Genomic DNA, 26,099 nt, shown 5'->3' with positions numbered 1-26,099 from the left:
GCGAGGACTGTGCGCGGCGCCCGGACGGGTGGATGATGCCGCCGTGGACACGAAGGAGGACCCCATGGTCGACGCACACGACGATGACGTGACACCGCGCGACAGCGAGTACCCGGACGACGCGGGCTACCCGGACGGCGAGGGAACCCTCGACGAGGGCACCGGCGCCTACCGCGACGGGTCGTCCGCCGTCGGTCCGACCGGCGACGAAGCCGCCGACGACGGTGGCCGCGACGACACGGGCGCCGAGGGCGAGGCGGTCGTCGAAGAGCTCACCGAGTTCGACGGACCCGACCGCCGGGACGAGTAGGCCGGGACGAGTAGGCCGCGATCGCGATCCGGGCTCAGCTCGGGACGGATGCCACGGCGTCGATCTCGACCAGAGCCCCCGGACGCGCCGGCGTCACCGCGAGCACCGTGACCGCGGTGCGGTGGTCGCCCCACACGGTCCGCGTCGCGGCGTAGGCCGCTGTCGGGTCGATGCCCGCCGCGAGGTGGATGGTCAGCTTGACCACGTGCTCCGGCCCGCTCCCCGCGGCCGCGAGCACCGCGAGCAGGTTGCGCAGCGCCTGCTCCGTCTGCGCCTGCAGGCCCTCGAGGAGTTCGCCCTCGGCATCCACGCCGTTCTGGCCGCCGACGAAGAGCAGCGGCCCCGCCGGCGCGATCATCCCCTGCGCGAACGCCGGGCTGCGGAAGAGCTCCGGCGGGTCGACGGGTGTCGGTTCTCCGCTCATGACGCGTCCCTTTCTCCCTGTGCGGACCACTCTGCCCCCGACCACCGACATCGGCCAGAGCGTTAGAGTGGAAGAGTGAACCCGCTCATCTCGCAGCCCATCGGGCGTCTGGAGGTCGTCGGCGCGCTCAGCGCCGGCGCGAGATAGCGCTGTCCCCTCGCAAGTGATTCCGTGCGCTTCTGCGCGCGTCCCGCCGTGCATCCGCACGCTCCCGTGCGCTCGCGGCGTCTCCCACGGCCGGCATCCGGCCGTGCTCTCACGACCTCCGATAGACAGGTTCATCCATGATTCCCCTGACCGAGAGTCAGATCCGCTCCTCCTTCGTCAACGCCTCCCAGCGCGAGCGCAAGGAGCTCACCCTCCCCGACCTGGCGCAGCTGCGCTTCGACGACCTCGACTACCTGGGCTGGCGCGACCGCAGGCAGCCGGCACTGGGCTATGTCGTCGCCGTCGTCGACGGCGAGCCCGTCGGCGTGCTGTTGCGACAGGCGGACGGCCGCATCCGCTCGCGTCCCCAGTGCTCCTGGTGCGAGGACGTGCATCTCCCCAACGACGTCGTGTTCTTCATCGCGAAGCGCGCCGGCAAGGCGGGCCGCAACGGCAACACCCTCGGCACCCTGGTCTGCGACCACTTCCAGTGCTCGGCGAACGTCCGCAAGCGTCCGCCGACCGCCTACGTCGGCTTCGACGTCGAGGCCGCGCGACAGCAGCGGATCGACGCGCTGCGCGAGCACGTCGACGCGTTCGTCCGCCGGGTGATGGACGGCGACTGACGAAGACCCTGCGGGAGGCCGCCGCTCACGCCGCCTCCCGCAGGAAGTCCTGGTGCCGGTACCCGTCATCGTCCAGGATGGCGACGGTGGACTCCTCCACCTGGACGAACGCACCCGGCATGTCCGTCAGCGGTTCGGAGACGACCACCTTCGCCTTGTCACCGAAGACGTCGAGCCGCGCCGCATCCGGGTACAGCTCGCGGAGCTCCGGGATGGCCGTCGAGTGGAAGAGGGTCCGGCTCTTGTGCGCAGTGGAGTAGCGGAAGGCCCAGAGCGTGTGCCCGTCGGAGACGGCGATCGTGCCCTGCATCGGGTACTCGATGCCGGCCTTCCTCCCCTCCTCCTCCACGCGGCGGATGGCACGGCCGAGCGCGCCGATCGGGTCCTCCTGCAGGCCCTCCGTGATGGCGAGGTAGAACAGCACCTCGGAGTCCGTCGTCCCGTGGATGAGCGGGTACAGCGACGGGTCCACCGCGAAGGCGAGGGCGCGCTTGGTCTTCTGGAACCCGTCGAGGAAGCCGTTGTGCATGAACAGCCAGTTCTCGTAACGGAACGGGTGGCAGTTGCTCTGCTGGATGGGCGGACCCGCCGCCGCGCGGACGTGTCCGAAGAACAAGGGGCTGCTGACGGCGTTGGTGAGTTCGCGCAGGTTCTCGTCGTGCCACGCGGGCTCGATGCTGTGGAACAGGGACGGCGTGTCGCCCTGCACCGGGTCGCCGCCGTACCAGCCGAACCCGAAGCCGTCGCCGTTCACGGTCTCGTTGCCGAGCGGCGAGTTGAGCGACTGGGCGACCAGTGAGTGCTGCGTGTCCAGGATGAGTTCGGCGGGCTTCAGCGGCTCCCCCGAGTATGCGAGCCAACGGCACATGACGTTCCTCCCGAGGTTCCGGATGCGTCCGGGTGCGGACGGCCGCACCCTAGCCCGCGGCGGGGTATGGCGGGAATACAGAGAACGGCGGCGCGGTCAGCGGTCGAAGCGCTCCCAGTGCCCCTCGCTGACGACCTCGACGCGGTCGCCGACCACCGCGATCGCGGTCTGGTCGTCGATCGCGTACGACCGGCCCGGGATGCACTCCGCCCAGCGTCGCGCCGCGTCGAGGGTGTTCTCCGACCATCCCGGGTAGTCCAGGTGCGGGAAGATCGAGAAGTCGACCAGGCCGAGGGTGTCGTCCGGCCCGTCCGGCTGCCAGTCCAGGAACTCCCGGCCGACGCGCGGGGTCATCACCATGCTCCCCGCGCTGACGCCCACCCAGACGGTGTCGGGCAGCTCCGCGAGCAGGGCGGTGAGACCCGACCGCTCCATCCAGGTGCAGAGGTAGCGCGCCTCGCCGCCGTCGACCAGGAGCACGTCGGCATCGCGTACCCACGGCATCCAGCGCTCCTCGGCGATGCTCGGAAGCGCCGTCAGTTCGAGCACGCCGACGGACTTCCAGCCCAGCCAGACCAGGGCATCGCCGTCGCGGGTCGACCTCCACACGGTCTGCGGGCTGCACGCGGGCTGGCCCCATTGCGCGGTCGGGATGAACAGGGCGTCGCTCTCGGAGATCGGCTTGCCGAGCATCCCGACGAGCGCATCGCGGATGCTCGGATTGGTCACTCCGCCTGAGGTCAACAGCAGTTTCATCCATCACTCCTTCGTCGGTGCGGTGTCAAGGCCTGGCCGCAGAACAACCGGTCCACTTCACTTGGATGCATGACGACGCACACGGTCTACCTCCGGCAGGGGCTGGAGGTGGCGGAGATCTCGGACCACGAGTGGCGGATCAGCGACGCCGAGGCCGCTGCGCTCGGGGTGCCGCCGGTCGTGGGCTTCATCCTCCAGCTGGACGGCATGTTCGAGGTCACGCAGATCGGGCGGCCGGGGCGCCGCACCTACTTCCGCTCGTTCGACGCGGCGTTGCGCGAGCTGCACGGCTGACCCGCGCAGCGTCCGGGCCGACGGATGGACCCGTCACGCGATCGTCGGCGTGGCCAGGTCTTTGGCCGTCACCGGGACCACGACCACCGGTGTCCGCTGATCGTGCGTCAGCCGCGCCCCGACGGATCCGGCCAGCCAGTTCTCGAGCGCGTTGGAGAACCCCCGCCGGTGCGTCCCGACCACGATGAGCCGCGCCTCGGTCTCGGCCGCCAGCCGCCCCAGGGCCTTGGCCGGATCGCCGGCGAGCAGCCGCACCGACCATCCGCTCGGCGCGGGGTCGGCGTCGGCCAGCGCCGCTTCGATCGCGGAGGTGAGTGCCAGCAGGGCCTCGCCCTCCCCGCTCCGACCTCGGTCGGATGCAGCGACTCGTCGGCGACCTCGCCCGGCTTGTCCCACTCGGTGAGGTAGCTGTCCTCGGACACGTACGCGCACAGCAATGGTCTGCCCAGCTCGGCCGCCAGCCGCGCCGCCTCCGCCAGCACCGCTCGCGACTGACCGCGGTGCACCCCGACGATCACCGGATGATCCGGCGCGGCCCCTTCCCCGTCCGCCGCGGCAGCCGCTTCCCCCTCCGCACCGGCCGCTTCCTCCTCCGCAGCGGCCGCTTCCTCCTCCGGAACGCCGCCGCCCTGGTCGGACATCAGTCGTCCGACTCCTGCGGCGTGCCCGCGATGTTCACCAGCCACTGCACGCCGAACCGGTCGATCGCCATGCCGAAGCTGTCGCCCCAGGGCGCCTTGTTGAGCGGTTCGAGGACGGTGCCGCCCTCGACCAGCTTCTCCCAGTAGCCGGTGAGCTCGGCCTCGTCGTCGCCGCTCAGCGAGATGGAGATGTTCGAGCCCTCCTGAAGGTCCATGTGCGCGGGGACGTCTGCGGCCATCAGAGTGAAGCCGCCCGGAGTGGTGAGCTGCGAGTGCATGATCAGGTCGTTGTCCGCCGGGTCTTGCGCCATCTGGTACTCGGCGAAGGTGCTGCGCTGCACCTCCCCGCCGAAGACGGACTGGTAGAAGTCCATCGCCTCGCGCGCGGACGCGCGGAAGTTGAGGTAGGGATTCAGGATCGACGGCATGGTGTCCTCCTCGTGAGAGCTCGTGGATGCCCGTTCGCCGCCCAGCGTAGCGAGCGGTCCGGGCGCGTCACCAGAGCACAGACAGCCGGAAAAGCAGGCGAACGATCCGGCTCGCTCAGCGCCGGTACGCCGCCACGAACAGTTCGCCGCGGATCTCCCCCAGCCGCCCGAGGATGCGGTCCACGAGCGCGTCGGTCACGCCGCCGGCCGTGACGTCGAACGGCCCGATCGGCTGCAGTTTGCCGCACCGCACCCGGACGACCTCCCAGCCCACGGCGCGCAGCAGCCGGTCCTTCCGGCGGTCCGACTCCTCGCGCGGCCCGACGTGCTCGAGTCCGTGCCGCCCGGTCGTGTCGTACTCGATCGCCACCTTCAGTTCGGGGATGAGGATGTCGGGCCATACCTCGAGGTGCGCGTGGAACGGCTTCGCGACCCGTACCGCGTTGGCGTCGAGCGAGACGTCGAGCCGTGCCGCCAGCCGCCGCTTCAGCTCCGGCTCGGCCGCCGACGCGGGAACCGGCGCCCAGCGGCTGACGAACGCCTCTCCCACGGCGACCCGGTCGGCTCCGCCGCGCGCGTGCCGGCAGATCGGGCAGCGCCGACCTCCGAGGATGCGTTCGATCGTCGCCTGGTATGTCGGATGCCCGTGCTCGCACTGCCACGAGAACTTCCCGGCCGTGCTGTTCGCCGCCGATACCGCCACCCGCGACCCGGGCGCCGCCATGCTCACCAGCTGTTCGCGGGTCAGCGTCTCGCGGTCGAGACGCCGACAGAGGTAACAGCGGTCGTCATTCGGATCGTTCTCGATCCGTCGCAGGTCCCGCGCATGTCCGCAGACGTGGAGTCCCGCATCCGGCTCCGGAACCTTCACCGCGCGCGGCGCGGCCGCCTCCGCGCACTGCGGGCACCACACCGACCGCCGCCGCGTGCCGCCGGGCCGCGACCGCTGCTCCTCCGGGGTCGCCACGAACAGATGGCCGGAGTCGCACTGCCACACCAGGTACACGTCGGCAGCGGGCGGGATCTGCGTCAGCGTGATCCCATGGTTGAGGTCGGGATGGTACTGCCGCACGAGCACGGGATACCGCTCCCAGTCGGTGCGGTAGCGGCCGATCGCGTACGGCACGGCCTGGCCCTTCGACCACTGGCGGCGCGCCCACCACTGCTCGACGCTCTCGGGCACGGCATCCCTCCTTTCGGCGTCAGCCTAGGCGGGGCCGCCGACACCGTCAGAGCACGAAGGGGATGATCGCGCGCCGCTCGTGCGGATAGTCCGGGAACGTCGACCGGTACCACCGGTGGTTGGACACGGCCCTCGGAGCCAGGTTCGCCGCGGTGTACAGCGCGAAGGCGAGGCCGGCGAGCGACCAGGTCGCGATCGCCCACCCCGTCCATTCGACGATCTCGCCCAGATAGTTCGGGCTCGACACGTAGCGGAAGCCGCCGCCGTGCGGGATGCGGTACTCACCGCTGCCGTCGCCGCGGAGCTGCCGCAGCGTCCGATCCGACCGCATGTTGAGCGCCAGCCCGCCCGCGAACAGCGCCACGCCGATCCAGAACCGCGGGTCCGCGAGCCAGGCGGCCGGATACGCACCGTACTCCGAGATCCACCGCGCGTTGACCCACGCGTTGAGAAGGTTGAACAGGATGGCCAGCAGCATCACGACCACGGGCATCCGCGATCCCGACCGCATCAGGAACGGGTACACGAACGCCCGGTAGACGTAGTGCACCTGCCAGAGCAGCAGGAACAGGAGCGGCACGAGCTCGAACCGGTGCTCGCCCAGCAGATAGAACGCCGCGAACAGAAGGGACGCCGGCGCCTCCATCACGACCCACCCGACTCGCGCCGGCACCGTCGGCCCCCACCCGCCGCGCCCGTGACGCCCGCCGTACGGCGCAACGACGAACAGCAGCGCGACGAAGGTCACGGCCGCGAGCAGCAGCTCGGCGTACACGAACCAGCGGTATGGTCCCTCAGGCATGCCGTCAGGCTAGCGGGACACCACCTACTGGTCCCGACACGCCATTACGAGGCGGTCGATAACGGCGTGTCGGGACCAGTGGATGAGGCGCTACGCCTCCGGCGCGTTGGCCGCGGCGAGCAGCCCGTCGATCATCTCCGGCGTGACCGACCCGTCGGCCATCATGCCGATGCGGCCGATCGGGAACGAGCCCATCATCTTGTCCATGGACACCCCCTCCGGCATGATCGCCGACGCGCCCTCGAGCATCTGCGACATCCCGGCCAGCGCCTGCTGCACCAGCGGACCGGCGACAGGATGCGCCATCACCTCGGCGAGCGACGACTCGCGCGTGAGCGGCAACCGCACCTCGTCACCCGCGACCGCCACGGTCGCCGACGTGCGCAGGTCGCGGCTGGAGGCGCCGGCCTCGATCACGTAGTCGCCGCCCTCCACGATCCAGCGCTCGGCGCGGACGTCCCAGTACGCGAGATCCTGGCGGCGCACGGGGATCGTGACCTCGCGCGACTTCCCCGGCGCGAGCTCCACGGACACGAAGCCCTTGAGCTCGCGGGGCGCCCGCTGCACAGCCGATCCCGGCAGCGAGACGTACGCTTGCACCACCTCGCGGCCGGCGCGCTCGCCGGTGTTGCTGATCGTCAGGCGCACCTCCACGTCGCCCGCCGGGGTCGTCGAAGCGGTCGCATCGCCGTATCCGAACGTCGTGTACGACAGGCCGTGGCCGAACGGGAACGCGACCTCCATGCGCCGGGCGTCGTACCAGCGGTAACCGACGAAGATGCCCTCGCCGTAGCGGACGTGGCCCTCCTCCCCGGGGAAGTTGAGGAACGCGGGAGTGTCCTCCAGCCGCAGCGGGACCGTCTCGGTCAGCTTGCCCGACGGGCTGACGGAGCCGAACAGCACGTCGGCGGTGGCCGAGCCGCCGGCCTGGCCGAGCAGCCACGCCTCCACGATCGCCGGGACCGACTCCGCGAACGGAAGGGCGACCACACCGCCGTTCGACAGCACCACCACCGTGCGCGGGTTCGCGGCGACGACCGCGTCGATGAGGGCGAGCTGGTCGGCGGGGAGGTCGATGTCCTCGCGGTCGTAGCCCTCGGACTCCAGACGAGCGGGAAGCCCCGCGAACACGACCGCGACCGAGGCACGGGACGCCGCCGCGACGGCCTCGTCGCGCAGGCGTGCCGTCTCGGCGTCGGCGACATCCACCGAGAGCGAGAAACCCGGGGCGTACGACGCCTGCGGGGCGACCGCGCGGATCGAGGTGAGCGCGTCGTCCAGCCGCGTCGGGTGGATCATGGACGACCCCGCGCCCTGGTAGCGGGGCTTCTCGGCGAAGGCACCGATCACGGCGATGGACTGGTCGTCGCGCAGCGGGAGCAGCGGCGCGCCGTCCACCTCCTCGTTCTTCAGCAGCACGATCGAGCGGGAGGCGGCTTCGCGGGCGAGCGCGTGGTGCGCATCCACGTCGAGCGGTCCCTCCACCCTCGGAGTGGCCGCCCAGCGGACGGCGAGGTCGGCGTTGCGCTGCGCGGACGCGTCGAGCACCGCCTCGTCGAGCGTGCCATCCTCGACGGCCGCGACGATCTGCGCGTCGGTCACGCCGCCGGTGCCGGGCATCTCCAGGTCGAGGCCGGCCCGGAGAGCGGAGACGCGGTCGTTCACCGCGCCCCAGTCCGAGACGACCAGGCCCTCGAAGCCCCACTCGTTGCGCAGCACGTCGGTGAGCAGCCAGCGGTTCTCCGAGGCGAACACGCCGTTGATGCGGTTGTACGAGCACATCACCGTGTGCGGCTGAGCGTCCTCGACGACGCGCTGGAAGCCCCGCAGGTAGATCTCGCGCAGCGGACGCGCGTCGACGTCGGAGGAGGACCGCATCCGGTCGTCCTCCTGGTTGTTGGCCGCGAAGTGCTTCAGCGACGCGCCGACGCCCTGCGACTGGATGCCGCGCACCAGTCCCGCGCCGAGCACACCGGAGACGATCGGGTCCTCGCTGAGGTATTCGAAGTTGCGGCCGCACAGCGGGGACCGCTTGATGTTGATGCCGGGACCCAGGATGACGGCGACGTCCTCGATGGACGACTCGACCCCGAGGGCGGTGCCGACGCGTTCGGCGAGCTCCACATCCCACGACGAGCCGAGGGCGACCGCCGGCGGGAAGCAGGTGGCCGGGACGCTGTCGCCGAGCCCGAGGTGGTCGCCGCCCTCACGCTGCTTGCGCAGGCCGTGCGGGCCGTCCGTGAGCATGACGGACGGGACGTCGCCGACCGCCTTGGTGCGCCAGAAGCTCGCGCCGCTGGTCAGCGCGGCCTTCTCCTCGACGGAGAGGCCGGTGAGGTCGGCGCGCGCGCCGGTGGTGGTGTCGGTCATGGGGTTCCTTTCGGTGGTGATGGTCAGCGGGTCGCCTTGATGGGCCACACGGCCAGCGCGCCCAGGATGCCGAGAACGATCGCTATCGGGAAGAGCGCGGCGTAGCCGAAGGCGAGGACGATGGCGCCGGCGAGGCCGGGGGCGAGGGTCTGCGGGAGGGTGGCGGCGATGTTCACGACGCCGAGGTCCTTCGCGAACGACTTCGCCGACGGCAGCACCTCGCTCATCAGCGCGGTGTCGACGGCCTGGAACATCCCGAAACCGAAGCCCGAGAGGACGGTCATGATGATCCAGGCGTTCACATCCGGCCAGATCCACGGGAGCAGGAAGCCGAGGCTGACGACCGCGGCGGAGGCGAAGACGAACGGTTTGCGACGGCCGAAGCGGTCGGACAGCGGGCCGGAGACGACCGTCGAGATGATGATCCCGACGAGGCTGAGCAGGCCGAGCAGCGGGATGAGCCGTTCCGGGTGGTCGACATGGAAGTAGTCGGTGAGCAGGAAGAGCTGGAAGCCGGTGACGGCGAAGTAGCCGGTGTAGAGGAGCAGCCGCCCGGTGAACGCCCAGAAGAAGTCGGGGTGCGCGACCGGGTTCACCCAGAACGTCTTGAGGAACTGAACGTACGTGAACGGCTCGCGCTCCAGACGGGTGCTCGAGTAGTCCGGGTTGAACAGGACGAACAGGCTCAGCACCACGAGGGAGAAGACGGCGAAGAACACGTAGCCGACCGTGAGGCTGTTGAAGAAGAGGGAGCCGACGATCTGGCCGCCCAGCGCACCCACCATGAGCCCGATGCCGGACAGCGCGGCGAAGGTGCCGCGGCGCTTGAGCGGGACGCGGTCGGGCATGATCGCGGTGAGCGGGCCCTGGGCGAAGTTGTAGCTGATCTGCACCAGCGTCCAGGCGATGACGACGCCGACCAGGGAGTTCGCGAAGGCCAGGCCGACCAGGGACAGACCGCCGGCGAGCGATCCGATCACGATCCAGGGCGCGCGTCGACCGAACCGGGAGCGCGTCCTGTCGGAGATCTGTCCGGCGATCGGCTGGGCGATCATGGCGGCGAAGGCACCGATGGTGGCGGCGATGGTGAGGTTGGCGACCTTGTCCTGCTCGCCGAACAGCACGGTGATCTGCTGCGGGAGCAGGATGCCCGGCAGCGCGCCCCAGATTAGGTAGATACCGAGGTTGGCCGGGATGATCCACACCATCAGGCGGCGGAGCCCCCTGATAGGCGCGGGCGGGTCGTCGTTGCCGGCGGCGGTGCCGACGAAGGTGTTGGTGGTGACGGGTGGGACGGAGGTGTCTGACGTCATTGTCGTGGGGGTCCTCTCACCATCCACCGTGGATGGTGGCAAAACCTTACGTCACTCGGTTTTGGAAAAGCAAGCGTCGTTCGGGTTTATGCTCGGGACATGGCACGACGAGGCGCGTACGCGAAGGGTGTGGCCAAGCGGGAGGAGATCCTGGAGGCCGCCCTCGACGTCATTGCGCGCGAGGGCTGGCACGGCGCGTCGGTGAAGGAGCTGGCCGAGTCCGTCGGGCTGTCACAGGCCGGGCTGCTGCACTACTTCGGCAGCAAGGACGAGCTGTTCACGGCCATCCTGCGCAAGCGCGACGAGGTCGACTCGCGGCGCTTCCCGCAGGAGCAGCCCGTGTCGGCGGACCGCCTGCGCGAGGGCTTCGTGAGCGTCGTGCGGCACAACGCCGAGGTGCCGGGCCTGGTGCAGCTGTTCTCCCGCCTGGCGGTCGAGGGCGGCGACCCGTCGCATCCGGCCCACGAGTACTTCGCCGAGCGCAGCGCCACCCTCCGCGCCCTGTTCACGCAGGTGTTCGCGCAGCAGCAGGCCGACGGCGCCGTGACGCGCGACGTCGACCCCGAGACGCTGGCCCGCCTGGTGCAGGCGGTCTCCGACGGCCTCCAGCTGCAGTGGCTGCAGGACCCGTCGGTCGACATGGCCGCGACGGTGGATGCGATGTTCACCCTCCTGGCCGCGCACTCCCCCGGCCCGCACGACATCTAGTCGTCCCAACACGCCGTTATAGCCGGCGCCATAACGGCGTGTTGCGACCAGTAGATGGGCCGTGGCGCGCGTGTGCTGGGGTGCGGTGCGCCGGAGTTCAGGCAGCCATCTAGGCCAAGACAAGACCATTCTTCTCGGCCAACCACTTGGCAATAACCTCTGCTTGCTCTTGGTCCGGAACTTGGTCGTCGACCACCAGCGCAACTTCATATTGACCCCGGGGCCCGAGACTGACAGAAAAGTGCGCCCTATCGGGATGGCGCTTCAGGTAGTCACCCAGGTGGGCAAGATTCGGGTTGCCTTTGGCCGCGGGCTTTGCGGGGCTCCAGGCTCGACCAGGCGGGTAAGTGCTGGCTATCACACTCGCTTCACTCAAAGCGTGAGCATCGACTGTTTCCAGCTCGACGGTAATTGGGACGTCATGACCCATGGAGACGAGCATCGTGCCCGCGAAGATCGCGCCAAGACCAAGAGGCAGTGAAGGGGGCACCCCTTGAATAGATGCAAGAGCCTGTATTGCGTATGGGACGATGTATCCCAAAGCTTCCCTAGCTCGTTGGTTGAGCGGATGGACGATTATCGCCTCTCGCCAGGAACCGGAAGCGCCCCAGAGCAGGTCAAGCCGAATGTCTTCGCCTGGCGCGAGTGCTTCTTCCCCGAGCGCCGCGATAGCGGCAGCATCGAATGCTATCTGAAGTGCTCCGTTGAGGTTATTCACCACCCGCAGGTCGGTGGTTCGAATATGTAAATCGAGGATGAATACACCGAGTGTGGCCGACTCCAGTGGAGGCAGATCCAAGCTAACTTCCATCAGTGCATCGGCCAAACGGCGGACGTCATTGTCGTATGCGACCGTAGTCATGCACGGAAACTAGCCAATCTTTGCAGGGACGCACTAGTGGCTCGTTGCGGAAGTGGGCCCTGCCGGGATCGAACCGACGACATCCACGGTGTAAACGTGGCGCTCTACCAGCTGAGCTAAAGGCCCGGGATGCCGACCAGCCTAGCCGGTCGGAAACGGAGGAGTTCGGATCCGGCGCGCCGGAGGATGTTGCGATTGGGAGGGGTCGAGCGGGCCGGCAGCGAGCGGACTCCTCGGTTTTGATCGCAGGAGCCTAGTGGACGCGGTCAGACGTGCGCGGGCAGCCGGTCGAGCGCCGCGCGGTACGAGTCGATCGAGCGGGCCTCGCCCGGGGCCGTGATGAACGACGCGCGGATGATGCCGCGCTCGTCGACGAGGAAGGTCGCGCGGTTCGCGAAGCCCTTCTCCGGGAGGAATACCCCGTACTCCTTCGCGATCTCGCCGTGCGGCCAGAAGTCGGCCAGCAGCGAGAACGAGTAGCCCTCCTGCTCCGCCCACGCGCGCAGCGTGTACTTGGAGTCGACGGAGATCGCCAGGAGTTCGACGCGGTGGTCCTCGAAGAGGGCGAGGTTGTCGCGCAGCGCGCACAGCTCGCCGGTGCAGGTGCCCGAGAACGCGAGCGGGAAGAAGACGAGCGCGACCGCCTTACGGCCGCGGAAGTCGCTGAGCCGCACGGTCTCGCCGTACTGGTTCAGCAGCTCGAAGTCGGGTGCCTGGGTGTCGTTCTCAAGAGCCACGAGGAGACAGCATAAACCTGTCCGATCCGAGCGCCAACCATGCGGTCAACAGCGAACCCAGAGTGCGGCTAGGCTGAAGGATGGTGTCCACGCTTGTCGAGAACCGACAGGCTGCGACACGTCTTTCGATCCATCCGACACAAGAAAGAGGTCGAGGGTGACTGTAAACGACCAGGACCCGTACTCGGTGAACAACATCGATTCGGACCCGGAGGAGACCGCCGAGTGGCGGGAATCCCTCGACCAACTGGTTGCGGCCCATGGCCACGAGCGTGCGCGCGAGATCATGCTCAGCCTGCTGAAGCGCTCGTCCGAGCTGCACCTCGGCGTACCGATGGTCCCGACGACGGACTACATCAACACCATCTCCGCGGAGGACGAGCCCGCCTTCCCCGGCGATGAGGAGATCGAGCGCCGCTACCGCGCCTGGATCCGCTGGAACGCGGCCATCATGGTCCACCGCGCGCAGCGTCCCGGCATCGCCGTCGGCGGCCACCTCTCCAGCTACGCCTCGAGCGCCACCCTCTTCGAGGTCGGCTTCAACCACTTCTTCCGCGGCCAGGACCACCCCGGCGGCGGCGACCAGGTCTTCTTCCAGGGCCACGCCTCCCCCGGCGTCTACGCCCGTGCGTTCCTCGAGGGCCGGCTCAGCGCCGACCAGCTCGACGGCTTCCGCCAGGAGAAGTCGCACGCCGGCGGCGGCCTCTCCAGCTACCCGCACCCGCGCCTCATGCCGGAGTTCTGGCAGTTCCCGACCGTGTCGATGGGTCTCGGCCCGATCAACGCGATCTACCAGGCGCAGCTCAACAAGTACCTCACCAACCGCGGCATCAAGGACGCCTCCGACCAGCACGTCTGGGCGTTCCTCGGCGACGGCGAGATGGATGAGGTCGAGTCGCGCGGTCAGCTCCAGGTGGCGGCGAACGAGAAGCTGGACAACCTCACCTTCGTCATCAACGCGAACCTGCAGCGCCTCGACGGCCCGGTGCGCGGCAACGGCAAGATCATCCAGGAGCTGGAGAGCTTCTTCCGCGGCGCCGGCTGGAACGTCATCAAGGTGATCTGGGGCCGCGAGTGGGACGACCTGCTCGCCCGCGACACCGACGGCGCCCTGGTCAACCTGATGAACCAGACGCCGGACGGCGACTACCAGACCTACAAGACCGAGAACGGCGCCTACGTGCGCGAGAACTTCTTCGGTCGCGACCCGCGCGCGCTCGAGCTCGTCAAGGACTACAGCGACGACCAGGTGTGGGGCCTCAAGCGCGGCGGCCACGACTACCGCAAGGTCTACGCGGCCTTCAAGGCGGCCGTGGAGCACAAGGGCCAGCCGACCGTCATCATCGCCAAGACCATCAAGGGCTACGGACTCGGTCCGTCGTTCGAGGGCCGCAACGCGACCCACCAGATGAAGAAGATGACGCTCGACAACCTGAAGGCGTTCCGCGACGCGATGCGCATCCCGGTGTCGGACGCCCAGCTCGAAGAGAACCCGTACCTCCCGCCGTACTACAACCCCGGCGCCGAGGACGAGACCATCGGGTACCTGCACGAGCGTCGCCGCGACCTCGGCGGCTACGTGCCGGAGCGCCGCGCGAAGTACACCCAGTTCGACCTCCCGGACGACTCCGCCTACGCGATCGCCAAGAAGGGCTCCGGCACGCAGGAGGTCGCCACCACCATGGCGTTCGTCCGTCTGCTGAAAGACCTCCTGCGCTCGAAGGAGTGGGGCAAGCGCATCGTCCCGATCATCCCGGACGAGGCCCGCACCTTCGGCATGGACGCCTTCTTCCCGAACGCGAAGATCTACAACCCGAACGGCCAGAACTACACCTCGGTCGACCGCGAACTGCTCCTCGCCTACAAGGAGAGCCCGCAGGGTCAGATCATCCACGTCGGCATCAACGAGGCGGGCGCGGTCGCCGCGTTCACCAACGTCGGGACGTCGTACTCGACGCAGGGCGAGCCGCTGATCCCGGTCTACGTCTTCTATTCGATGTTCGGCTTCCAGCGCACCGGCGACGCCCTGTGGGCGGCGGGCGACCAGATGGCGCGCGGCTTCCTCATCGGCGCCACGGCCGGCCGGACCACGCTGACCGGCGAGGGCCTGCAGCACGCCGACGGCCACTCCCCGCTGCTCGCCTCGACGAACCCCGCGGTCGTGTCGTACGACCCGGCGTACGGCTACGAGATCGGCCACATCGTGCGCGCCGGTCTGGAGCGGATGTACGGCGGCAACCACCCCGACCCGAACGTCATGTACTACCTGACGGTGTACAACGAGCCGATCGTGCAGCCGGCCGAGCCGGAGGGTGTGGATGTGGACGGCATCGTCCACGGCATCCACCGCCTCCGCCCTGCCGACAACCAGGGCCCGAAGGCCCAGCTGCTCGCGTCCGGCGTCTCGGTGCCGTGGGCGCTCGAGGCCCAGCAGCTGCTGGCTCAGGACTGGGGAGTCTCGGCCGACGTGTGGAGCGTCACCTCGTGGGGCGAGCTGCGCCGCGACGGCCTCCGCGCCGACGAGCACAACTTCCTCTACCCGCAGCAGGAGAAGCAGGTGCCGTACGTCACCCGCAAGCTCCAGGACGCCGAGGGTCCGTTCGTCGCCGTGACCGACTACGAGCACGCGGTGCCGGATCAGATCCGTCCCTTCGTGCCGGGTGAGTACGCCACGCTCGGCGCCGACGGCTTCGGCTTCTCGGACACGCGTCCCGCGGCCCGTCGCTTCTTCAAGATCGACGGCCCCTCGATCGTGGTCCGCACGCTCGAGCTGCTGGCGGCGCGCGGCCAGGTGGACCCGAACGCTCCGGCGTGGGCGATCGAGAAGTACCTGCTGCACGACGTCAACGCCGGCACCACCGGCTCCGCGGGCGGCGAGGCGTAACACCGCCGTGGCAGGGAGCCAGGTGGAGAGGACGAAGCCCGAGACGTTGGCGTGGCTGCGCAAGATCTCGGGTGAGCTGGCCACGACCACGCTCAAGAAGCTCGAGGACACCCTTCCCTGGTACCGCGACATGCCACCGGGCCGACGCAGCGCCGTCGGCCTGGTGGCCCAGGCGGGCATCTCGTCGTTCATCTCCTGGTACGACGACCCGCGGTCCACGCCGTGGATCGCCGCGGACGTGTTCGGCGCGGCGCCACGCGAGCTGCTGCGCAGCGTGAGCCTGCAGCAGACCCTCCAGCTGATCAAGATCACGGTGGAGGTCGTCGAGGAGCGCGTCAAGACGGCGGGCGGCGAGGACCTGCGCGAGGCGATCCTGCTCTACTCGCGCGAGATCGCCTTCGCGGCCGCCGACGTCTACGCCCGCGCCGCCGAGGCGCGCGGTCTGTGGGACGCCCGGCTGGAGGCCTTGGTCGTCGACAGCATCCTGACGGGCGAGTACGACGACGAGCTGCCCAGCCGGATCGCCGCCCTCGGCTGGCACGGGCACGGCGAGGTCAGCGTCCTCGTCGGAACCGCGCCGAAGATGCTCGACGTCGACCAGCTGCGACGCACCGCCCGGCACATGTCGGCGGATGTGCTGATCGGCGTTCAGGGCAGCCGGCTCGTACTCGTGATCGGGCGCGCCTGGCCGAGCGACAGCACGCCGGACGACGCGATCGGCCCGGCGCCGGTCGTGTCGTTCCTCGAGATCGCGACCCAGCTGGAGCCCGGCTTCGGACCCGGCCATCTGGTGCTCGGCCACGAGGTCCCAAGCCTGGTGGACGCGTCCAAGAGCGCCAAGGCGGCCCTCGCCGGTTTCGCCGTCGCGAAGGCGTGGCGCAACTGCCCGCGTCCCGTGCACGCCGACGACCTGCTTCCGGAGCGGGCGCTCGCGGGCGACGGGCTCGCCCGCGCGACCCTGATCAGCCGCATCTACCGCCCGCTGCAGGCTTACTCGTCCGAGCTGCTGACGACTCTGTGGTGCTACCTCGACAACGGGCGCTCACTGGAGGCGACGGCGCGCGAGCTGTTCGTGCACCCCAATACGGTCCGCTACCGGTTGAAGCGCGTGTCCGAGGTGATCGGCTGGGACGCGACCGGCGCGCGCGAGGCGCTGATCCTGCAGGCGGCGCTCATCGTCGGCTCCATCAACGAGCCGGACTCGCCGCGCCGCGGCGGCTGAGTTGTAGACAGCCACAAGCATTCTTCGAATACTTCGTATCCATCCGACACATCCGCCTGGCGGAAGATTGGCAGACTGGAAACCGTGATCGTCATCGTGTGCCCGGGGCAGGGATCCCAGACCCCGGGCTTCCTCGAGCCCTGGCTCGCCGAATCCTCGTTCCGCGATCAGCTCACCGGCATCTCCGACGCGGTCGGCATCGACCTCGTCGCGCACGGCACCGTGAGCGACGCGGACACCATCCGCGACACCGCGGTGGCGCAGCCGCTCATCGTGTCCGCCGGCCTGCTGACGCTGTCCGCTCTGTTCGCCGACGGACGCCGTGAGCGCGTGGGCGGGATCGCGGGCCACTCCGTGGGCGAGCTGACCGCCGCGGCCGGCGCGGGCGTCCTGAGCGAGACCGACGCGGTCGCGTTCGTGCGCGAGCGCGGCGCCGCGATGGCGAAGGCGGCCGCCGAGGTGCAGACCGGCATGAGCGCGGTCATCGGGGCCGACGAGGCCGAGCTGCTGGCCCGCCTCGACGAGCTGGGCCTCTCCCCCGCCAACTACAACGGCGGCGGCCAGATCGTGGTCGCCGGCGCCCTGGATGCGCTGGCCCAGCTGGCCGAGAACCCGCCGGCGCGTGCACGCGTCATCCCGCTGCAGGTCGCCGGCGCGTTCCACACGCGCTACATGGCCCCCGCCGTTCCCGCGCTCGAGGCCTTCGCGTCCACGCTGACGACGAACGACCCGACCCTGCGCCTGTGGACCAACAAGGACGGCTCCGAGGTGACCGACGGCGCCGAGTTCCTGCGCCTGCTCGTCGGTCAGGTCTCGTCGCCGGTGCGCTGGGACCTCGACATGAAGGCGTTCGAGGAGGCCGGCGTCACCGGTCTCATCGAGGTCGCCCCGGCGGGCGCGCTCGTGGGCCTCGCGAAGCGCGGCCTCAAGGGCATCCCGACCGTCGCCATCAAGACCCCGGACGACCTGCCGGCCGCCTTCGACCTCATCGACCAGGAGGCCTGATGACCCACCCCACGCTGCAGCAGTCGCACGGACCGCAGTACACCCGCATCCTCTCCATCGGCGCCGCGCGCGGCGACCTCGTCGTGCCGAACGACGACCTGGTCGGCCCGATCAACTCCTCTGACGAGTGGATCCGCCAGCGCACCGGCATCATCACTCGCACGCGGGCCAGCCACGACGTCCTCGCCGTCGACCTCGCCACCGAGGCCTCGAAGGAGGCCATCGCGAAGTCGGGCGTCGACCCGTCGCTCATCGACGCGGTGATCGTCGCGACGATCTCCAACGTGCAGCAGACGCCGTCGCTCGCCGCCGTGCTCGCCGACCGCGTCGGCTCGAACCCGGCCGCCGCGTACGACATGAACGCGGCCTGCGCCGGCTACACGTACGGCATCGCCCAGGCGGACGCGCTCATCCGCGCAGGCGTCGCCCACTACGCACTCGTCGTCGGGGCCGAGAAGCTGTCCGACGTCGTCGACCCGACCGACCGCACCATCTCGTTCCTCCTGGGCGACGGCGCGGGCGCCGTGGTCATCGGCCCGAGCGAGTACCCCGGCATCTCGAAGACGGTCTGGGGCTCCGACGGCTCCAAGGCCGACGCTGTCGGGATGAACGGCACGCTCACCGAGTTCCGCGACGGCGAGAAGGAGTGGCCCACGCTCCGCCAGGAGGGCCAGACGGTCTTCCGCTGGGCCGTGTGGGAGATGGCCAAGGTCGCCAAGCGCGCCCTCGACGAGGCCGGGGTCGCTCCGGACCAGCTCGCCGCGTTCATCCCGCACCAGGCGAACATGCGGATCGTCGACGAGTTCGCCAAGCAGCTCAAGCTGCCGGAGACTGTCGCGATCGCGCGCGACATCGAGACGACGGGCAACACCTCCGCCGCCTCCATCCCCCTCGCGACCCATCGACTGCTCCAGGAACACCCGGAGCTGAGCGGCGGACTGGCGCTCCAGATCGGCTTCGGCGCAGGTCTGGTGTTCGGCGCCCAGGTCGTCGTGCTGCCCTAGACTGTTTCCCGGTCACAACGACACCCCCTCAAGGAGAGAAAACCATGGCATTGTCCACCGAAGAAGTTCTTGCCGGCCTGGCCGAGCTCATCAACGACGAGACCGGCATCGCGACCGACACGGTTGAGCTGGACAAGTCGTTCACGGACGACCTCGACATCGACTCGATCTCGATGATGACCATCGTGGTCAACGCCGAGGACAAGTTCGACGTCAAGATCCCCGACGAGGAGGTCAAGAACCTCAAGACCGTCGGAGACGCGGTCGAGTTCATCGTCAAGGCGCAGGACGCCTAAGGCTCAGGCCTGATTTCTCCGCGCGGGCGGCGCTCCCCGGGTCGCCGCCCGCGCGTGCGGGAGTGCTCTGACTCCCGCGACTCCACTCACAGAGAGTTGCCGTTATGACCAAGAAGATCGTCGTCACCGGCGTGGGCGCATCCTCGCCGCTCGGTGGCACCGCCCCTGAGAGCTGGGCCGCGCTGCTCGCCGGCGAGTCCGGAGCCCGCACCCTCGAGCACGACTGGGTCGCCCAGTACGAGCTGCCCGTCACCTTCGCCGCCGAGGCGAAGGTGCGCCCGGAGGAGGTGCTGGAGCGTCCCGTCGCCAAGCGCCTCGACCCCTCCAGCCAATTCGCCCTGATCTCCGCCATGGAGGCGTGGGAGGACGCCGGCCGTCCCGACGTGGCGCCCGAGCGCCTGGGCGTCGACTATGCCACCGGCATCGGCGGCGTGTGGACGCTGCTCGACGCCTGGGACACCCTCCGCGACCGCGGCCCGCGCCGCGTGCTGCCGATGACCGTGCCGATGCTCATGCCGAACGCGGCCTCGGCCGCCGTGTCCATGCACTTCGAGGCCCGTGCGTTCGCCCGCACCGTCGCCTCCGCGTGCGCGTCGAGCACCGAATCCCTCGTCAACGCCTACGAGCACCTGCAGGCGGGCCTCGCCGACGTGGTCATCGCGGGTGGCACCGAGTCCGCCATCCACCCGATCACCGTCGCCTCGTTCTCGTCGATGCAGGCCCTGTCGCGCCGCAACGACGACCCGGCGCACGCTTCCCGCCCGTACAGCGTCGACCGTGACGGCTTCGTCATGGGCGAGGGCGCGGCCAGCCTCGTGCTCGAGACCGAGGAGCACGCGCTCGCCCGCGGCGCTCGCATCTACGCCGAGCTCGCCGGCGGCGGCGTGACCGCCGACTCGTACCACATCACCGCGAACGACCCCGAGGGCCGCGGCGCCAGCCGGGCCGTCCACCTGGCGCTGCGCCAGGCGGGCGCGACGCCGGACGAGGTCACGCACATCAACGCGCACGCGACGAGCACGCCCGTCGGCGACCCGTCCGAGTACGTCGCCCTGCGCGAGGTGTTCGGCGACCGGGTGCACGGCATCCCCGTGTCGGCCACCAAGGCGTCCACCGGCCACCTGCTGGGCGGCACCGGCGCCCTGGAGGCGGTGTTCACGATCTTCGCGATCCGCGACCGCCAGGCCCCGCCGACGATCAACATCACCGAGATGGACCCGGCCATCCCGCTGCAGGTGAAGGGCGAGCCGCAGCCGCTGGGCGACGGCGCGCAGCTCGCGATCAGCAACTCGTTCGGCTTCGGCGGCCACAACGCCGTCGCCGCCTTCCGCAGCTACTGATCCGCTCCGCACAGCAGGAGGCCCCGGTCACGTGACCGGGGCCTCCTGCGTGTCACCGCGTGCGGGCGGCCGGAGCCTGGCCCGCCGCGGGAGGTCGTCGTCGCTCAGCCGACGTTGTGCAGCCAGATGACGGACGTGTCGTCGTGCGCGTGGCGGAACGGCTCGAGCTCGTCGTCCCACGCCTGCCCGAGGGCGAGACGCAGCTCACGGTGCAGCTCGAGGGCGTTCGCACCGGCGATCTCCATGGCGTAGCGGATGCGGTCCTCCGGCACGACCATGTTGCCTGCAGTGTCGACCTGGGCGAAGAAGATGCCGAGGTCGGGCGTGTGCATCCACCGGCCGCCGTCGGTGCCGTGGCCGGCGTCCTCCGTGACCTCGTAGCGCAGGTGCTCCCACCCGCGCAGCGCGGACGCCAGGCGTGCGCCGGTGCCCGCGGGACCGTCCCAGAAGAACTCGGTCCGCTGGGCGCCCTTCAGCACGGGCTGTGTCTCCCAGGTGAAATTGACCGCGCGACCCAGAGCGCGTCCCGCCGCCCACTCGATGTGGGGGCAGAGCGCGCTGGGAGAGGAGTGCACGTAGAGCACCCCTCGAGCTGCGTGTGCCGACATGGTTCTCCTCCGTTCGTTGGTGCGTCTTCCCCTACGACCAGGAACGGGATGGAGTGCTTCGGCGTATGAAATTGGATGCGCTCACGCGCGTTGCCACGATTATGCCTGAGAACCGCGGGTAGTTACAAGATTGTGATTCGGCGATTCGGTCGCCTGACGAACGCCGGAGCGGAATAGCATACCGAGTATGTCGGTGCAGAACGGTTTCCTGGCACTGCTGACGCAGGGCCCCGCCTACGGATCGCAACTCCAGAGCGAATTCCTCTGCCGGGCTGCGCACCGGCGCCAGCTCAACCCCGGGCAGGTCTACTCGACGCTCGACCGCATGACCGACCAGGGTCTGGTGGCGTCGGCCGGAGCGACCGAGGACGGCCTCCCCTCTACGAGCTGACCGAGGCGGGGCGCGAGGCGGCCGCCTCCTGGCTGAGCGACGGCCCGGCGGACGGCCGTCCCGACTGGGACGAGATGCAGGACCAGGTGCTTATCGCGGCGTCGCTCGACGGGGTGGATGCACTCCGCATCGTGGACGGGTATCGCGCGGCCTACGCGGAGCGCATTCGATACCTCTCGCACGAGGCGGACTCGCGGGCGCTCCTCGCCGCGAACCGCGCCGCCGAATTAGGCGCCAAAGCGGCCATCGAATGGCTGGACGAGGTCGCCACTACGCTCGCGTCGCATCCCGGCGCGCTGGCGCAGCCGCGGTCGCCCGAGCGCCCGCGTCGGGGCAGGCGTCCGGCAGCGGAGGCGGCTCCGGCCGACTAGCGGTCAGTGCAGCAGCTCACCCTGCTTGTTCAGCACGTTCTTCTCGCCCGCCTCGATCGGCACCGCGAAGCGGTTCTGCGCCGGCGGCAGCGGGCAGTTGAAGTTGTAGCTGAACGCGCACGGCGGCAGCACGGCGAGGTTGAAGTCGAGGGTGACGGTGCCGTCCTCGTTCGGGACGACGAACAGGAAGCGCCCGACCGAGTAGGTGCTGTCGCCGTTCGTGGTGTCCGCGAAGACGAGCTGCAGCGCGCGGCCGGCCTTGAACGCGGCGAGGTTGTAGTCGACGCCGTCCTTCGTGAAGGTGATCTCGCCGGGAATGACCATGTCGCGGGTCGCGCCGTCGTCCTTCAGGTGCTCGAAGCCGACGGTCTTGCCGCCCTCGATCGGGGTGAACTTGGCCTGGATGATCCACTCGGGGTTGAACGGGAAGGCGTCGATCGAGCCGAAGTTCTGGATGTCCTCGGAATTCGCGTCCCACACCCGCAGCGCGTAGTCCCCCGCCTCGCTGGCGATGACGAAACCGGTCTGGGTGTCGCTGAAGCGGATCGCGGACGGGTTGGGGTCGTCCTTGCCGCGGACGATCGCGGAGCCGTCGACGAGGACGTCGTCGACGACGATGTTGTCGGTCGCCTGCGCGGTGACCTTGAGGCCGGACTGGCCCTCGGGCAGCGGCGACCAGAGGCCCGGGACGCCCCAGACCGGCTGCTCCGACTCAGGGTCACCGGTGATCCACTGGGTGTTCACGAGGGCGAGGTTGCCCTGCGGTGCGGTGACCGCCTGCTCGCGGCGCGCGCGGTAGCGGGCCAGGACGGCGTTCGGGTCGGTCTGCACGGTGTCGGTCATGGTGTCCATCCTCGATCAGGTCGTAGGTCGTAACCAACTCCGACACTCGGGCATTCCTGTCGCGGCGTCATTTGGCCTGACCGTAGTCGTCGACGATCGCCGCGGTGACCGGGAACTCGACCGGGAAGCCGCCGAAGAGCAGACGCCCGGCCTGCGCAGCCGACTCCCTCACCGCGTCCGCCACCGCGTCGGCGAGTTCGGCGGGCGTGTGGACGATGACCTCGTCGTGCAGGAAGTACACGAGGTGCGGCGCCTCCGTCAGCATCGCCTCCGGGGCCAGGGCGGTCAGCCGGTTGCGCAGCTCGGCCATCCAGCACAGCGCCCACTCCGCCGCGCTCGCCTGCACGACGAAGTTGCGGGTGAAGCGGCCCCAGTCACGGGCGAGCGACCGCGCCCGGCGCTCGTCGGCGTCCGTCGACTCGGCGGCGAAGGCAGCGGACTGCGCGACCGCCCACTGCCGGCCCGGGAGCGGCGAGGAACGGCCGAGCCGCGACGTCACCTTCTCGCCGCGCTCCCCGCGCGCGCCGCCTCCTCGACCAGCCGGACGGCACGCGGGAACGCCCGCTGCAGCCGCGGCATCAACCGACCGCTCTCCCCGGACGTCGCCCCGTACATCGCGCCGAGCATGGCGACCTTGGCGTGCGCGCGCTCCTCCACCGCACCGGAGGCGACGATGCCCTCGTACAGGTCTTTGCCGCGTCCGGCCGCTGCCATCGCCTGGTCGGCGGAGAGCCCGGTGAGGACCCGCGGCTCGAGCTGGGCCGCATCGGCCACGACGAGCTTCCAGCCGGGATCGGCGACCACCGCCGCACGCACCTGCTTCGGCAGCTGCAGCGCGCCGCCGCCGCGCGTGGCCCAGCGGCCGGTGACCACGCCGCCGGGGACGTAGTCGGGCCGGAAGCGGCCGCCGCGCACCCACGCGTCGAGCCACGTCCATCCGTTGGCCGTCAGCAGCCGCGACAGCTTCTTGTACCGCAGCAGCGGCTCGATGACCGGATGCTCCACCCGCTTCAGCTCCCACGACCGGGTGGAGGTGGCCATGATCCCGGCGCGCTGGAGGGCCTTCAGCAGGTCGGGTGGGCTGTCCGGGTTGAGGTCGGGCGCGTCCAGGTGGTCGCGGATCTCCCGGACCAGCTGCTCGAGCACCGCGGGCCGGCCGTAGGACGGGCGCGGACCGAGCAGGCCGGACAGCAGCTCGTCGTGGCGCGCGGTGCTGTACGGGAGCCCCGCGTGCTGCAGCTCGACGCCGATGAGGGCTCCGGCGGACTCGGCCGCGAGCAGCAGGCGCAGCCGGCGCGGGTCGGCGCTCCGGGCCACGGCCTCCTCCTGCGCCTCGAACTCGGTGCGGACGGAGCGGGCCGGTGCGGCGGCCGACGGTTCGGGGTCGTCGAAGTCGAACAGCGCGGTGTGCGCGGGCGCGACGGGCTCGACCGGGTCGGCCACCACATCCCAGGGGCCCGGATCCGCGGTGGCCAGCGGGGTGCCGGCGGTCAGCGTCGAGTTGCGCAGGATGGTGTGGCAGAGCCGGAGGTCGACGCACCGCTCGACGCGCACCCCCGCGGCGAGCAGCGGCGGGTACCAGGCGCGGGTGTCGTCCCAGACCCACCGCGGGCGGTCGGCGCCGCGCTCTTCGGCTGCGACGAGTGCCGGCAGCCCGGCCTCTTCGACGAGCTCGGGCTCCTCCTCCGTCGCCGGCTCGTCCCCCGCGGCACGGGCCAGCCGCGTGACGCGCACGCGCCCGGGCGCGACGCGTTCGAGGAGGATGTGCACGCATCCATTCTCCGGCCCGCCGCCGACACCGGCGCGTCGCTTGCCAACCGGGTCGGCCGTGAGGATAATTCATCGAACGACGATGCCGACCCGAAAGGCATGATCGACGATGACCGTATACCTGCATGACAGTCAGGGTGTGTGGATAGCGTTCCGGACCGACCCGAGGTCCCGGGACCTGTTCAATCCGGATGGCGACTGGATCGGCTGGTTCCCCTGGGGCGACGACGATGCCGTCACGCCCGACGGGGAGTACCTGGGCACGATCCGCGGCGACCGGCTGTTCGCCCAGAGCTCGCACTCCTACCGCGGCTCCCCCGGCTATCCCGGCGCGCCCGCCTACCCGGGCGCCGCGCCCTATCCCGGGGCCGCCTCGTACACGGGCCTGCCGGACGGCTGCGACGACGTCGCCAGCGCGTTCCTCTGGCCGCGCGTCGCCTCCTGACGCGGGGCGTGCGGTCGCCTCAGTCCGAGAGGGCGGTCAGGCGCGCGCGGAGAGACGGCCAGGAGGCCGCGAAACCGGGATGCAGGGGCAGCGCGACGACTTCGTCGACCGGTACCCAGCGCAGCTCGATGCTCTCCACGTCCGCCATATGCGGCTCGAACGCGCGCACCGCCTGTGCGACGACGGTCGTGTAGGACCAGAAACCGAGGTCGAGCACGCTCTCGAACAGGACGTGGAGCGCGTCGGCGGGCACCGCCGCCTCCTCTGCGGCCTCCCGCAGGGCTCCCTCGACCGCGGACTCGTCCGCGTGACGCGCCCCGCCCGGCAGCCCCCAGGTGCCGCCGAAGTGACTCCAGTCGGCCCGGTGCTGCAGCAGCACCCCGCGCCGCAGGTCGTGCACGAGCAGCCCGGCCGCGCCGAACCGGCCCCAGAACCGCTGGCCGTCCGGCCCTTCCACCCACGCGTCACCCGAGTCCACGTACCCACGTTAGTCGCGCGGCTGGGGCGATGCGGTGGGAGGCTGGCTTCATGACCGTCCGCAGCGCCGCCATCCTCCTCCACCGCCGCCGCACCGACGTGGAGGTGTACATCGCGCACATGGGCGGCCCGTTCTGGGCGCGGAAGGATGAGGGGGCCTGGTCGTTCCCGAAGGGCATCGTCGAGGAGGGCGACCTCGGCGACGAGCTGTCGGCGGCCCGGCGGGAGTTCGCGGAGGAGATCGGGACGCCGCCGCCGGACGCCGACTACATTCCGCTCGGCGAGTTCCGCGGGTCGGGCAAGACGATCGTCGTGTTCGCGGCCGAGAGCGAGTTCGAGCCGGGCGAGGTGCGCAGCAACACGTTCGAGCTGGAGTGGCCGCCGCGGTCGGGGCGGAGGCAGGAGTTCCCGGAGGTCGACGACGCGCGCTGGTTCCCGCTCGACGTCGCGCGCACCAAGCTGACCAAAGCGCAGCGGCCCATTCTGGACGCGCTGGTCGCGCGACAGGAGCGCGACGCCGAAATGCCCTAGTCCGCACAGCCTCCCGCGCCCGTATGCTCGGCCCCACAGGGCGAGACCCGAGGGAGGGGCCGTGGCGAAGAGCAAGGCCGAGAAGGCCGCCGAGAGGGCGCTGGACACCGCGCGGGTCGCGGTCGGAGAGGCCGAGAAGGCCGTCCGCAAGCTCGACAAGAAGACCAAGCGCGAGGCCGAGGATCTGGCCGACAGGCTCGCCGCGGCCGCCAAGGATGCGAAGAAGGCCGTGCGGCGCGCGAAGGCCACGGCCGACGACGCCCGCGCCTCCGCCACGTCGGTGGCCGAGCACGTCGCCGTGCCCGCGTCGCACACCGGCATCCCGACGTTCCGCGAACTGCGCGACCGCGCGAAGGCCCGCGGCATCCAGGGCTACTCCCGCATGAACAAGGCGCAGCTGCTGCACGCGCTCGGCGAGGGATGACGACCCCGCCCCGAGTGCC

29 protein-coding genes, 1 tRNA gene and 1 pseudogene are annotated in these 26,099 nt (G+C 70.1%); 15 read left to right on the top strand and 16 right to left on the bottom strand.

Features of this window, described 5'->3' with window-relative positions; genetic code table 11:
* The first annotated feature begins 64 nt into the window (after positions 1-64).
* Positions 65-310, top strand: a complete 246-nt coding sequence (locus tag ACRAWB_RS06025) for a hypothetical protein (protein WP_431352488.1) — start codon at positions 65-67, stop codon at positions 308-310.
* 34 nt (positions 311-344) lie between these two features.
* Here the strand turns inward: ACRAWB_RS06025 and ACRAWB_RS06020 are convergent, their stop codons facing one another.
* Positions 345-734, bottom strand: coding sequence for a RidA family protein (locus tag ACRAWB_RS06020; protein WP_431352487.1), 390 nt, complete (start codon positions 732-734; stop codon positions 345-347).
* 284 nt (positions 735-1,018) lie between these two features.
* Here ACRAWB_RS06020 and ACRAWB_RS06015 point away from each other — a divergent pair, with 284 nt between their 5' ends.
* Entirely contained in the window at positions 1,019-1,507 is a 489-nt protein-coding gene (locus tag ACRAWB_RS06015) for an FBP domain-containing protein (RefSeq protein ID WP_431352486.1), read from the top strand.
* A 25-nt stretch (positions 1,508-1,532) separates the two neighbouring features.
* Here the strand turns inward: ACRAWB_RS06015 and ACRAWB_RS06010 are convergent, their stop codons facing one another.
* Both ACRAWB_RS06010 and ACRAWB_RS06005 read right to left on the bottom strand, forming a co-directional pair.
* Positions 1,533-2,375, bottom strand: coding sequence for a class II glutamine amidotransferase (locus ACRAWB_RS06010; RefSeq protein WP_431352485.1), 843 nt, complete (start codon positions 2,373-2,375; stop codon positions 1,533-1,535).
* A 96-nt stretch (positions 2,376-2,471) separates the two neighbouring features.
* A complete protein-coding gene (locus ACRAWB_RS06005; RefSeq protein WP_431352484.1) occupies positions 2,472-3,131 on the bottom strand; it encodes a Type 1 glutamine amidotransferase-like domain-containing protein in 660 nt (219 codons plus the stop codon).
* Positions 3,132-3,200: 69 nt separating this feature from the next.
* On the opposite strand from ACRAWB_RS06005, the gene ACRAWB_RS06000 reads away from it, so the two are divergent.
* Complete coding sequence (locus tag ACRAWB_RS06000; protein ID WP_431352483.1) at positions 3,201-3,425, top strand: hypothetical protein; 225 nt, start codon at positions 3,201-3,203, stop codon at positions 3,423-3,425.
* Between the two features lie 33 nt (positions 3,426-3,458).
* On the opposite strand, the gene ACRAWB_RS05995 is transcribed toward ACRAWB_RS06000, so the two are convergent.
* The 6 genes from ACRAWB_RS05995 to ACRAWB_RS05970 form a co-directional block, all read right to left on the bottom strand.
* Positions 3,459-3,821, bottom strand: coding sequence for a universal stress protein (locus ACRAWB_RS05995; protein WP_431352482.1), 363 nt, complete (start codon positions 3,819-3,821; stop codon positions 3,459-3,461).
* A gap of 244 nt (positions 3,822-4,065) precedes the next feature.
* On the bottom strand, positions 4,066-4,494 hold the full coding sequence (locus ACRAWB_RS05990; RefSeq protein WP_431352481.1) for a VOC family protein: 429 nt from the start codon (positions 4,492-4,494) through the stop codon (positions 4,066-4,068).
* A 115-nt stretch (positions 4,495-4,609) separates the two neighbouring features.
* Positions 4,610-5,677 carry a zinc-ribbon domain-containing protein gene (locus ACRAWB_RS05985; RefSeq protein ID WP_431352480.1) on the bottom strand — a complete coding sequence of 356 codons (1,068 nt, stop codon included), beginning with the start codon at positions 5,675-5,677 and terminating at the stop codon, positions 4,610-4,612.
* Positions 5,678-5,723: 46 nt separating this feature from the next.
* Complete coding sequence (locus tag ACRAWB_RS05980) at positions 5,724-6,479, bottom strand: DUF1295 domain-containing protein (protein ID WP_431352479.1); 756 nt, start codon at positions 6,477-6,479, stop codon at positions 5,724-5,726.
* A gap of 90 nt (positions 6,480-6,569) precedes the next feature.
* Positions 6,570-8,849: a glycoside hydrolase family 3 C-terminal domain-containing protein gene (locus tag ACRAWB_RS05975; protein WP_431352478.1), complete on the bottom strand. Its 2,280-nt coding sequence runs from the start codon at positions 8,847-8,849 to the stop codon at positions 6,570-6,572.
* A 23-nt stretch (positions 8,850-8,872) separates the two neighbouring features.
* Positions 8,873-10,162 (bottom strand): MFS transporter, encoded by a 1,290-nt coding sequence (locus ACRAWB_RS05970; RefSeq protein ID WP_431352477.1) that lies wholly within the window; start codon positions 10,160-10,162, stop codon positions 8,873-8,875.
* A gap of 99 nt (positions 10,163-10,261) precedes the next feature.
* On the opposite strand from ACRAWB_RS05970, the gene ACRAWB_RS05965 reads away from it, so the two are divergent.
* Positions 10,262-10,870: a TetR/AcrR family transcriptional regulator gene (locus ACRAWB_RS05965; RefSeq protein WP_431352476.1), complete on the top strand. Its 609-nt coding sequence runs from the start codon at positions 10,262-10,264 to the stop codon at positions 10,868-10,870.
* Positions 10,871-10,979: 109 nt separating this feature from the next.
* Here the strand turns inward: ACRAWB_RS05965 and ACRAWB_RS05960 are convergent, their stop codons facing one another.
* The 3 genes from ACRAWB_RS05960 to ACRAWB_RS05950 all read right to left on the bottom strand — a co-directional run bounded on the left by ACRAWB_RS05960 (position 10,980) and on the right by ACRAWB_RS05950 (position 12,469).
* Positions 10,980-11,732, bottom strand: coding sequence for a hypothetical protein (locus tag ACRAWB_RS05960; RefSeq protein ID WP_431352475.1), 753 nt, complete (start codon positions 11,730-11,732; stop codon positions 10,980-10,982).
* A gap of 53 nt (positions 11,733-11,785) precedes the next feature.
* Positions 11,786-11,858, bottom strand: a tRNA-Val gene (locus tag ACRAWB_RS05955).
* A gap of 140 nt (positions 11,859-11,998) precedes the next feature.
* On the bottom strand, positions 11,999-12,469 hold the full coding sequence (locus ACRAWB_RS05950; protein WP_431352474.1) for a peroxiredoxin: 471 nt from the start codon (positions 12,467-12,469) through the stop codon (positions 11,999-12,001).
* A 157-nt stretch (positions 12,470-12,626) separates the two neighbouring features.
* On the opposite strand from ACRAWB_RS05950, the gene aceE reads away from it, so the two are divergent.
* From aceE to ACRAWB_RS05920, 6 genes are all read left to right on the top strand, one after another.
* Positions 12,627-15,353 (top strand): pyruvate dehydrogenase (acetyl-transferring), homodimeric type, encoded by a 2,727-nt coding sequence (aceE, locus tag ACRAWB_RS05945; protein ID WP_431352473.1) that lies wholly within the window; start codon positions 12,627-12,629, stop codon positions 15,351-15,353.
* A gap of 22 nt (positions 15,354-15,375) precedes the next feature.
* Positions 15,376-16,575, top strand: coding sequence for a PucR family transcriptional regulator (locus ACRAWB_RS05940; protein WP_431352472.1), 1,200 nt, complete (start codon positions 15,376-15,378; stop codon positions 16,573-16,575).
* A gap of 84 nt (positions 16,576-16,659) precedes the next feature.
* Positions 16,660-17,580, top strand: coding sequence for an ACP S-malonyltransferase (locus tag ACRAWB_RS05935; RefSeq protein WP_431352471.1), 921 nt, complete (start codon positions 16,660-16,662; stop codon positions 17,578-17,580).
* Complete coding sequence (locus ACRAWB_RS05930; protein ID WP_064108969.1) at positions 17,580-18,584, top strand: beta-ketoacyl-ACP synthase III; 1,005 nt, start codon at positions 17,580-17,582, stop codon at positions 18,582-18,584. The genes ACRAWB_RS05935 and ACRAWB_RS05930 overlap by 1 nt, the downstream gene beginning before the upstream one ends.
* Before the next feature lie 44 nt (positions 18,585-18,628).
* The gene (locus ACRAWB_RS05925; protein ID WP_021765217.1) at positions 18,629-18,880 is read left to right on the top strand and encodes an acyl carrier protein; all 252 of its coding nucleotides are present in this window, start codon (positions 18,629-18,631) and stop codon (positions 18,878-18,880) included.
* Between the two features lie 104 nt (positions 18,881-18,984).
* Positions 18,985-20,220, top strand: a complete 1,236-nt coding sequence (locus ACRAWB_RS05920; protein ID WP_431352470.1) for a beta-ketoacyl-[acyl-carrier-protein] synthase family protein — start codon at positions 18,985-18,987, stop codon at positions 20,218-20,220.
* A 104-nt stretch (positions 20,221-20,324) separates the two neighbouring features.
* Here the strand turns inward: ACRAWB_RS05920 and ACRAWB_RS05915 are convergent, their stop codons facing one another.
* Positions 20,325-20,828, bottom strand: coding sequence for a DUF3145 domain-containing protein (locus ACRAWB_RS05915; protein ID WP_064108971.1), 504 nt, complete (start codon positions 20,826-20,828; stop codon positions 20,325-20,327).
* Positions 20,829-21,015: 187 nt separating this feature from the next.
* Here ACRAWB_RS05915 and ACRAWB_RS05910 point away from each other — a divergent pair, with 187 nt between their 5' ends.
* The gene (locus ACRAWB_RS05910) at positions 21,016-21,219 is read left to right on the top strand and encodes a PadR family transcriptional regulator (RefSeq protein WP_431352469.1); all 204 of its coding nucleotides are present in this window, start codon (positions 21,016-21,018) and stop codon (positions 21,217-21,219) included.
* 74 nt (positions 21,220-21,293) lie between these two features.
* On the top strand, positions 21,294-21,590 hold the full coding sequence (locus ACRAWB_RS05905) for a hypothetical protein (protein ID WP_431352468.1): 297 nt from the start codon (positions 21,294-21,296) through the stop codon (positions 21,588-21,590).
* 3 nt (positions 21,591-21,593) lie between these two features.
* Here the strand turns inward: ACRAWB_RS05905 and ACRAWB_RS05900 are convergent, their stop codons facing one another.
* Positions 21,594-22,433, bottom strand: coding sequence for a DUF1684 domain-containing protein (locus ACRAWB_RS05900; protein WP_431352467.1), 840 nt, complete (start codon positions 22,431-22,433; stop codon positions 21,594-21,596).
* A gap of 67 nt (positions 22,434-22,500) precedes the next feature.
* A pseudogene (locus tag ACRAWB_RS05895) lies at positions 22,501-24,203 on the bottom strand (bifunctional 3'-5' exonuclease/DNA polymerase).
* A gap of 109 nt (positions 24,204-24,312) precedes the next feature.
* On the opposite strand from ACRAWB_RS05895, the gene ACRAWB_RS05890 reads away from it, so the two are divergent.
* On the top strand, positions 24,313-24,648 hold the full coding sequence (locus tag ACRAWB_RS05890; protein ID WP_431352466.1) for a hypothetical protein: 336 nt from the start codon (positions 24,313-24,315) through the stop codon (positions 24,646-24,648).
* A 19-nt stretch (positions 24,649-24,667) separates the two neighbouring features.
* Here the strand turns inward: ACRAWB_RS05890 and ACRAWB_RS05885 are convergent, their stop codons facing one another.
* A complete protein-coding gene (locus ACRAWB_RS05885) occupies positions 24,668-25,126 on the bottom strand; it encodes an NUDIX domain-containing protein (RefSeq protein WP_431352465.1) in 459 nt (152 codons plus the stop codon).
* A gap of 50 nt (positions 25,127-25,176) precedes the next feature.
* On the opposite strand from ACRAWB_RS05885, the gene ACRAWB_RS05880 reads away from it, so the two are divergent.
* Together ACRAWB_RS05880 and ACRAWB_RS05875 are read left to right on the top strand one after the other, a co-directional pair.
* A complete protein-coding gene (locus ACRAWB_RS05880; RefSeq protein ID WP_431352464.1) occupies positions 25,177-25,656 on the top strand; it encodes an NUDIX domain-containing protein in 480 nt (159 codons plus the stop codon).
* A gap of 61 nt (positions 25,657-25,717) precedes the next feature.
* Positions 25,718-26,080, top strand: a complete 363-nt coding sequence (locus ACRAWB_RS05875; protein ID WP_431352463.1) for a hypothetical protein — start codon at positions 25,718-25,720, stop codon at positions 26,078-26,080.
* Positions 26,081-26,099 lie beyond the last annotated feature (19 nt).

This window comes from Leifsonia poae, from assembly GCF_050632865.1.
Lineage (GTDB): Bacteria > Actinomycetota > Actinomycetes > Actinomycetales > Microbacteriaceae > Leifsonia > Leifsonia poae_B.
This window is presented reverse-complemented; position numbering and strand designations above follow the sequence as displayed.

Bases quoted from the DNA above. Each gene is read 5' to 3' on its own strand.
- ACRAWB_RS06025 (WP_431352488.1), top strand. From the start codon at position 65: ATGGTCGACGCACACGACGATGACGTGACACCGCGCGACAGCGAGTAC.
- ACRAWB_RS06020 (WP_431352487.1), bottom strand. From the start codon at position 734: ATGAGCGGAGAACCGACACCCGTCGACCCGCCGGAGCTCTTCCGCAGC.
- ACRAWB_RS06015 (WP_431352486.1), top strand. From the start codon at position 1,019: ATGATTCCCCTGACCGAGAGTCAGATCCGCTCCTCCTTCGTCAACGCC.
- ACRAWB_RS06010 (WP_431352485.1), bottom strand. From the start codon at position 2,375: ATGTGCCGTTGGCTCGCATACTCGGGGGAGCCGCTGAAGCCCGCCGAA.
- ACRAWB_RS06005 (WP_431352484.1), bottom strand. From the start codon at position 3,131: ATGAAACTGCTGTTGACCTCAGGCGGAGTGACCAATCCGAGCATCCGC.
- ACRAWB_RS06000 (WP_431352483.1), top strand. From the start codon at position 3,201: ATGACGACGCACACGGTCTACCTCCGGCAGGGGCTGGAGGTGGCGGAG.
- ACRAWB_RS05990 (WP_431352481.1), bottom strand. From the start codon at position 4,494: ATGCCGTCGATCCTGAATCCCTACCTCAACTTCCGCGCGTCCGCGCGC.
- ACRAWB_RS05980 (WP_431352479.1), bottom strand. From the start codon at position 6,479: ATGCCTGAGGGACCATACCGCTGGTTCGTGTACGCCGAGCTGCTGCTC.
- ACRAWB_RS05975 (WP_431352478.1), bottom strand. From the start codon at position 8,849: ATGACCGACACCACCACCGGCGCGCGCGCCGACCTCACCGGCCTCTCC.
- ACRAWB_RS05970 (WP_431352477.1), bottom strand. From the start codon at position 10,162: ATGACGTCAGACACCTCCGTCCCACCCGTCACCACCAACACCTTCGTC.
- ACRAWB_RS05965 (WP_431352476.1), top strand. From the start codon at position 10,262: ATGGCACGACGAGGCGCGTACGCGAAGGGTGTGGCCAAGCGGGAGGAG.
- ACRAWB_RS05960 (WP_431352475.1), bottom strand. From the start codon at position 11,732: ATGACTACGGTCGCATACGACAATGACGTCCGCCGTTTGGCCGATGCA.
- ACRAWB_RS05930 (WP_064108969.1), top strand. From the start codon at position 17,580: ATGACCCACCCCACGCTGCAGCAGTCGCACGGACCGCAGTACACCCGC.
- ACRAWB_RS05925 (WP_021765217.1), top strand. From the start codon at position 18,629: ATGGCATTGTCCACCGAAGAAGTTCTTGCCGGCCTGGCCGAGCTCATC.
- ACRAWB_RS05920 (WP_431352470.1), top strand. From the start codon at position 18,985: ATGACCAAGAAGATCGTCGTCACCGGCGTGGGCGCATCCTCGCCGCTC.
- ACRAWB_RS05915 (WP_064108971.1), bottom strand. From the start codon at position 20,828: ATGTCGGCACACGCAGCTCGAGGGGTGCTCTACGTGCACTCCTCTCCC.
- ACRAWB_RS05910 (WP_431352469.1), top strand. From the start codon at position 21,016: ATGTCGGTGCAGAACGGTTTCCTGGCACTGCTGACGCAGGGCCCCGCC.
- ACRAWB_RS05905 (WP_431352468.1), top strand. From the start codon at position 21,294: ATGCAGGACCAGGTGCTTATCGCGGCGTCGCTCGACGGGGTGGATGCA.
- ACRAWB_RS05900 (WP_431352467.1), bottom strand. From the start codon at position 22,433: ATGACCGACACCGTGCAGACCGACCCGAACGCCGTCCTGGCCCGCTAC.
- ACRAWB_RS05890 (WP_431352466.1), top strand. From the start codon at position 24,313: ATGACCGTATACCTGCATGACAGTCAGGGTGTGTGGATAGCGTTCCGG.
- ACRAWB_RS05880 (WP_431352464.1), top strand. From the start codon at position 25,177: ATGACCGTCCGCAGCGCCGCCATCCTCCTCCACCGCCGCCGCACCGAC.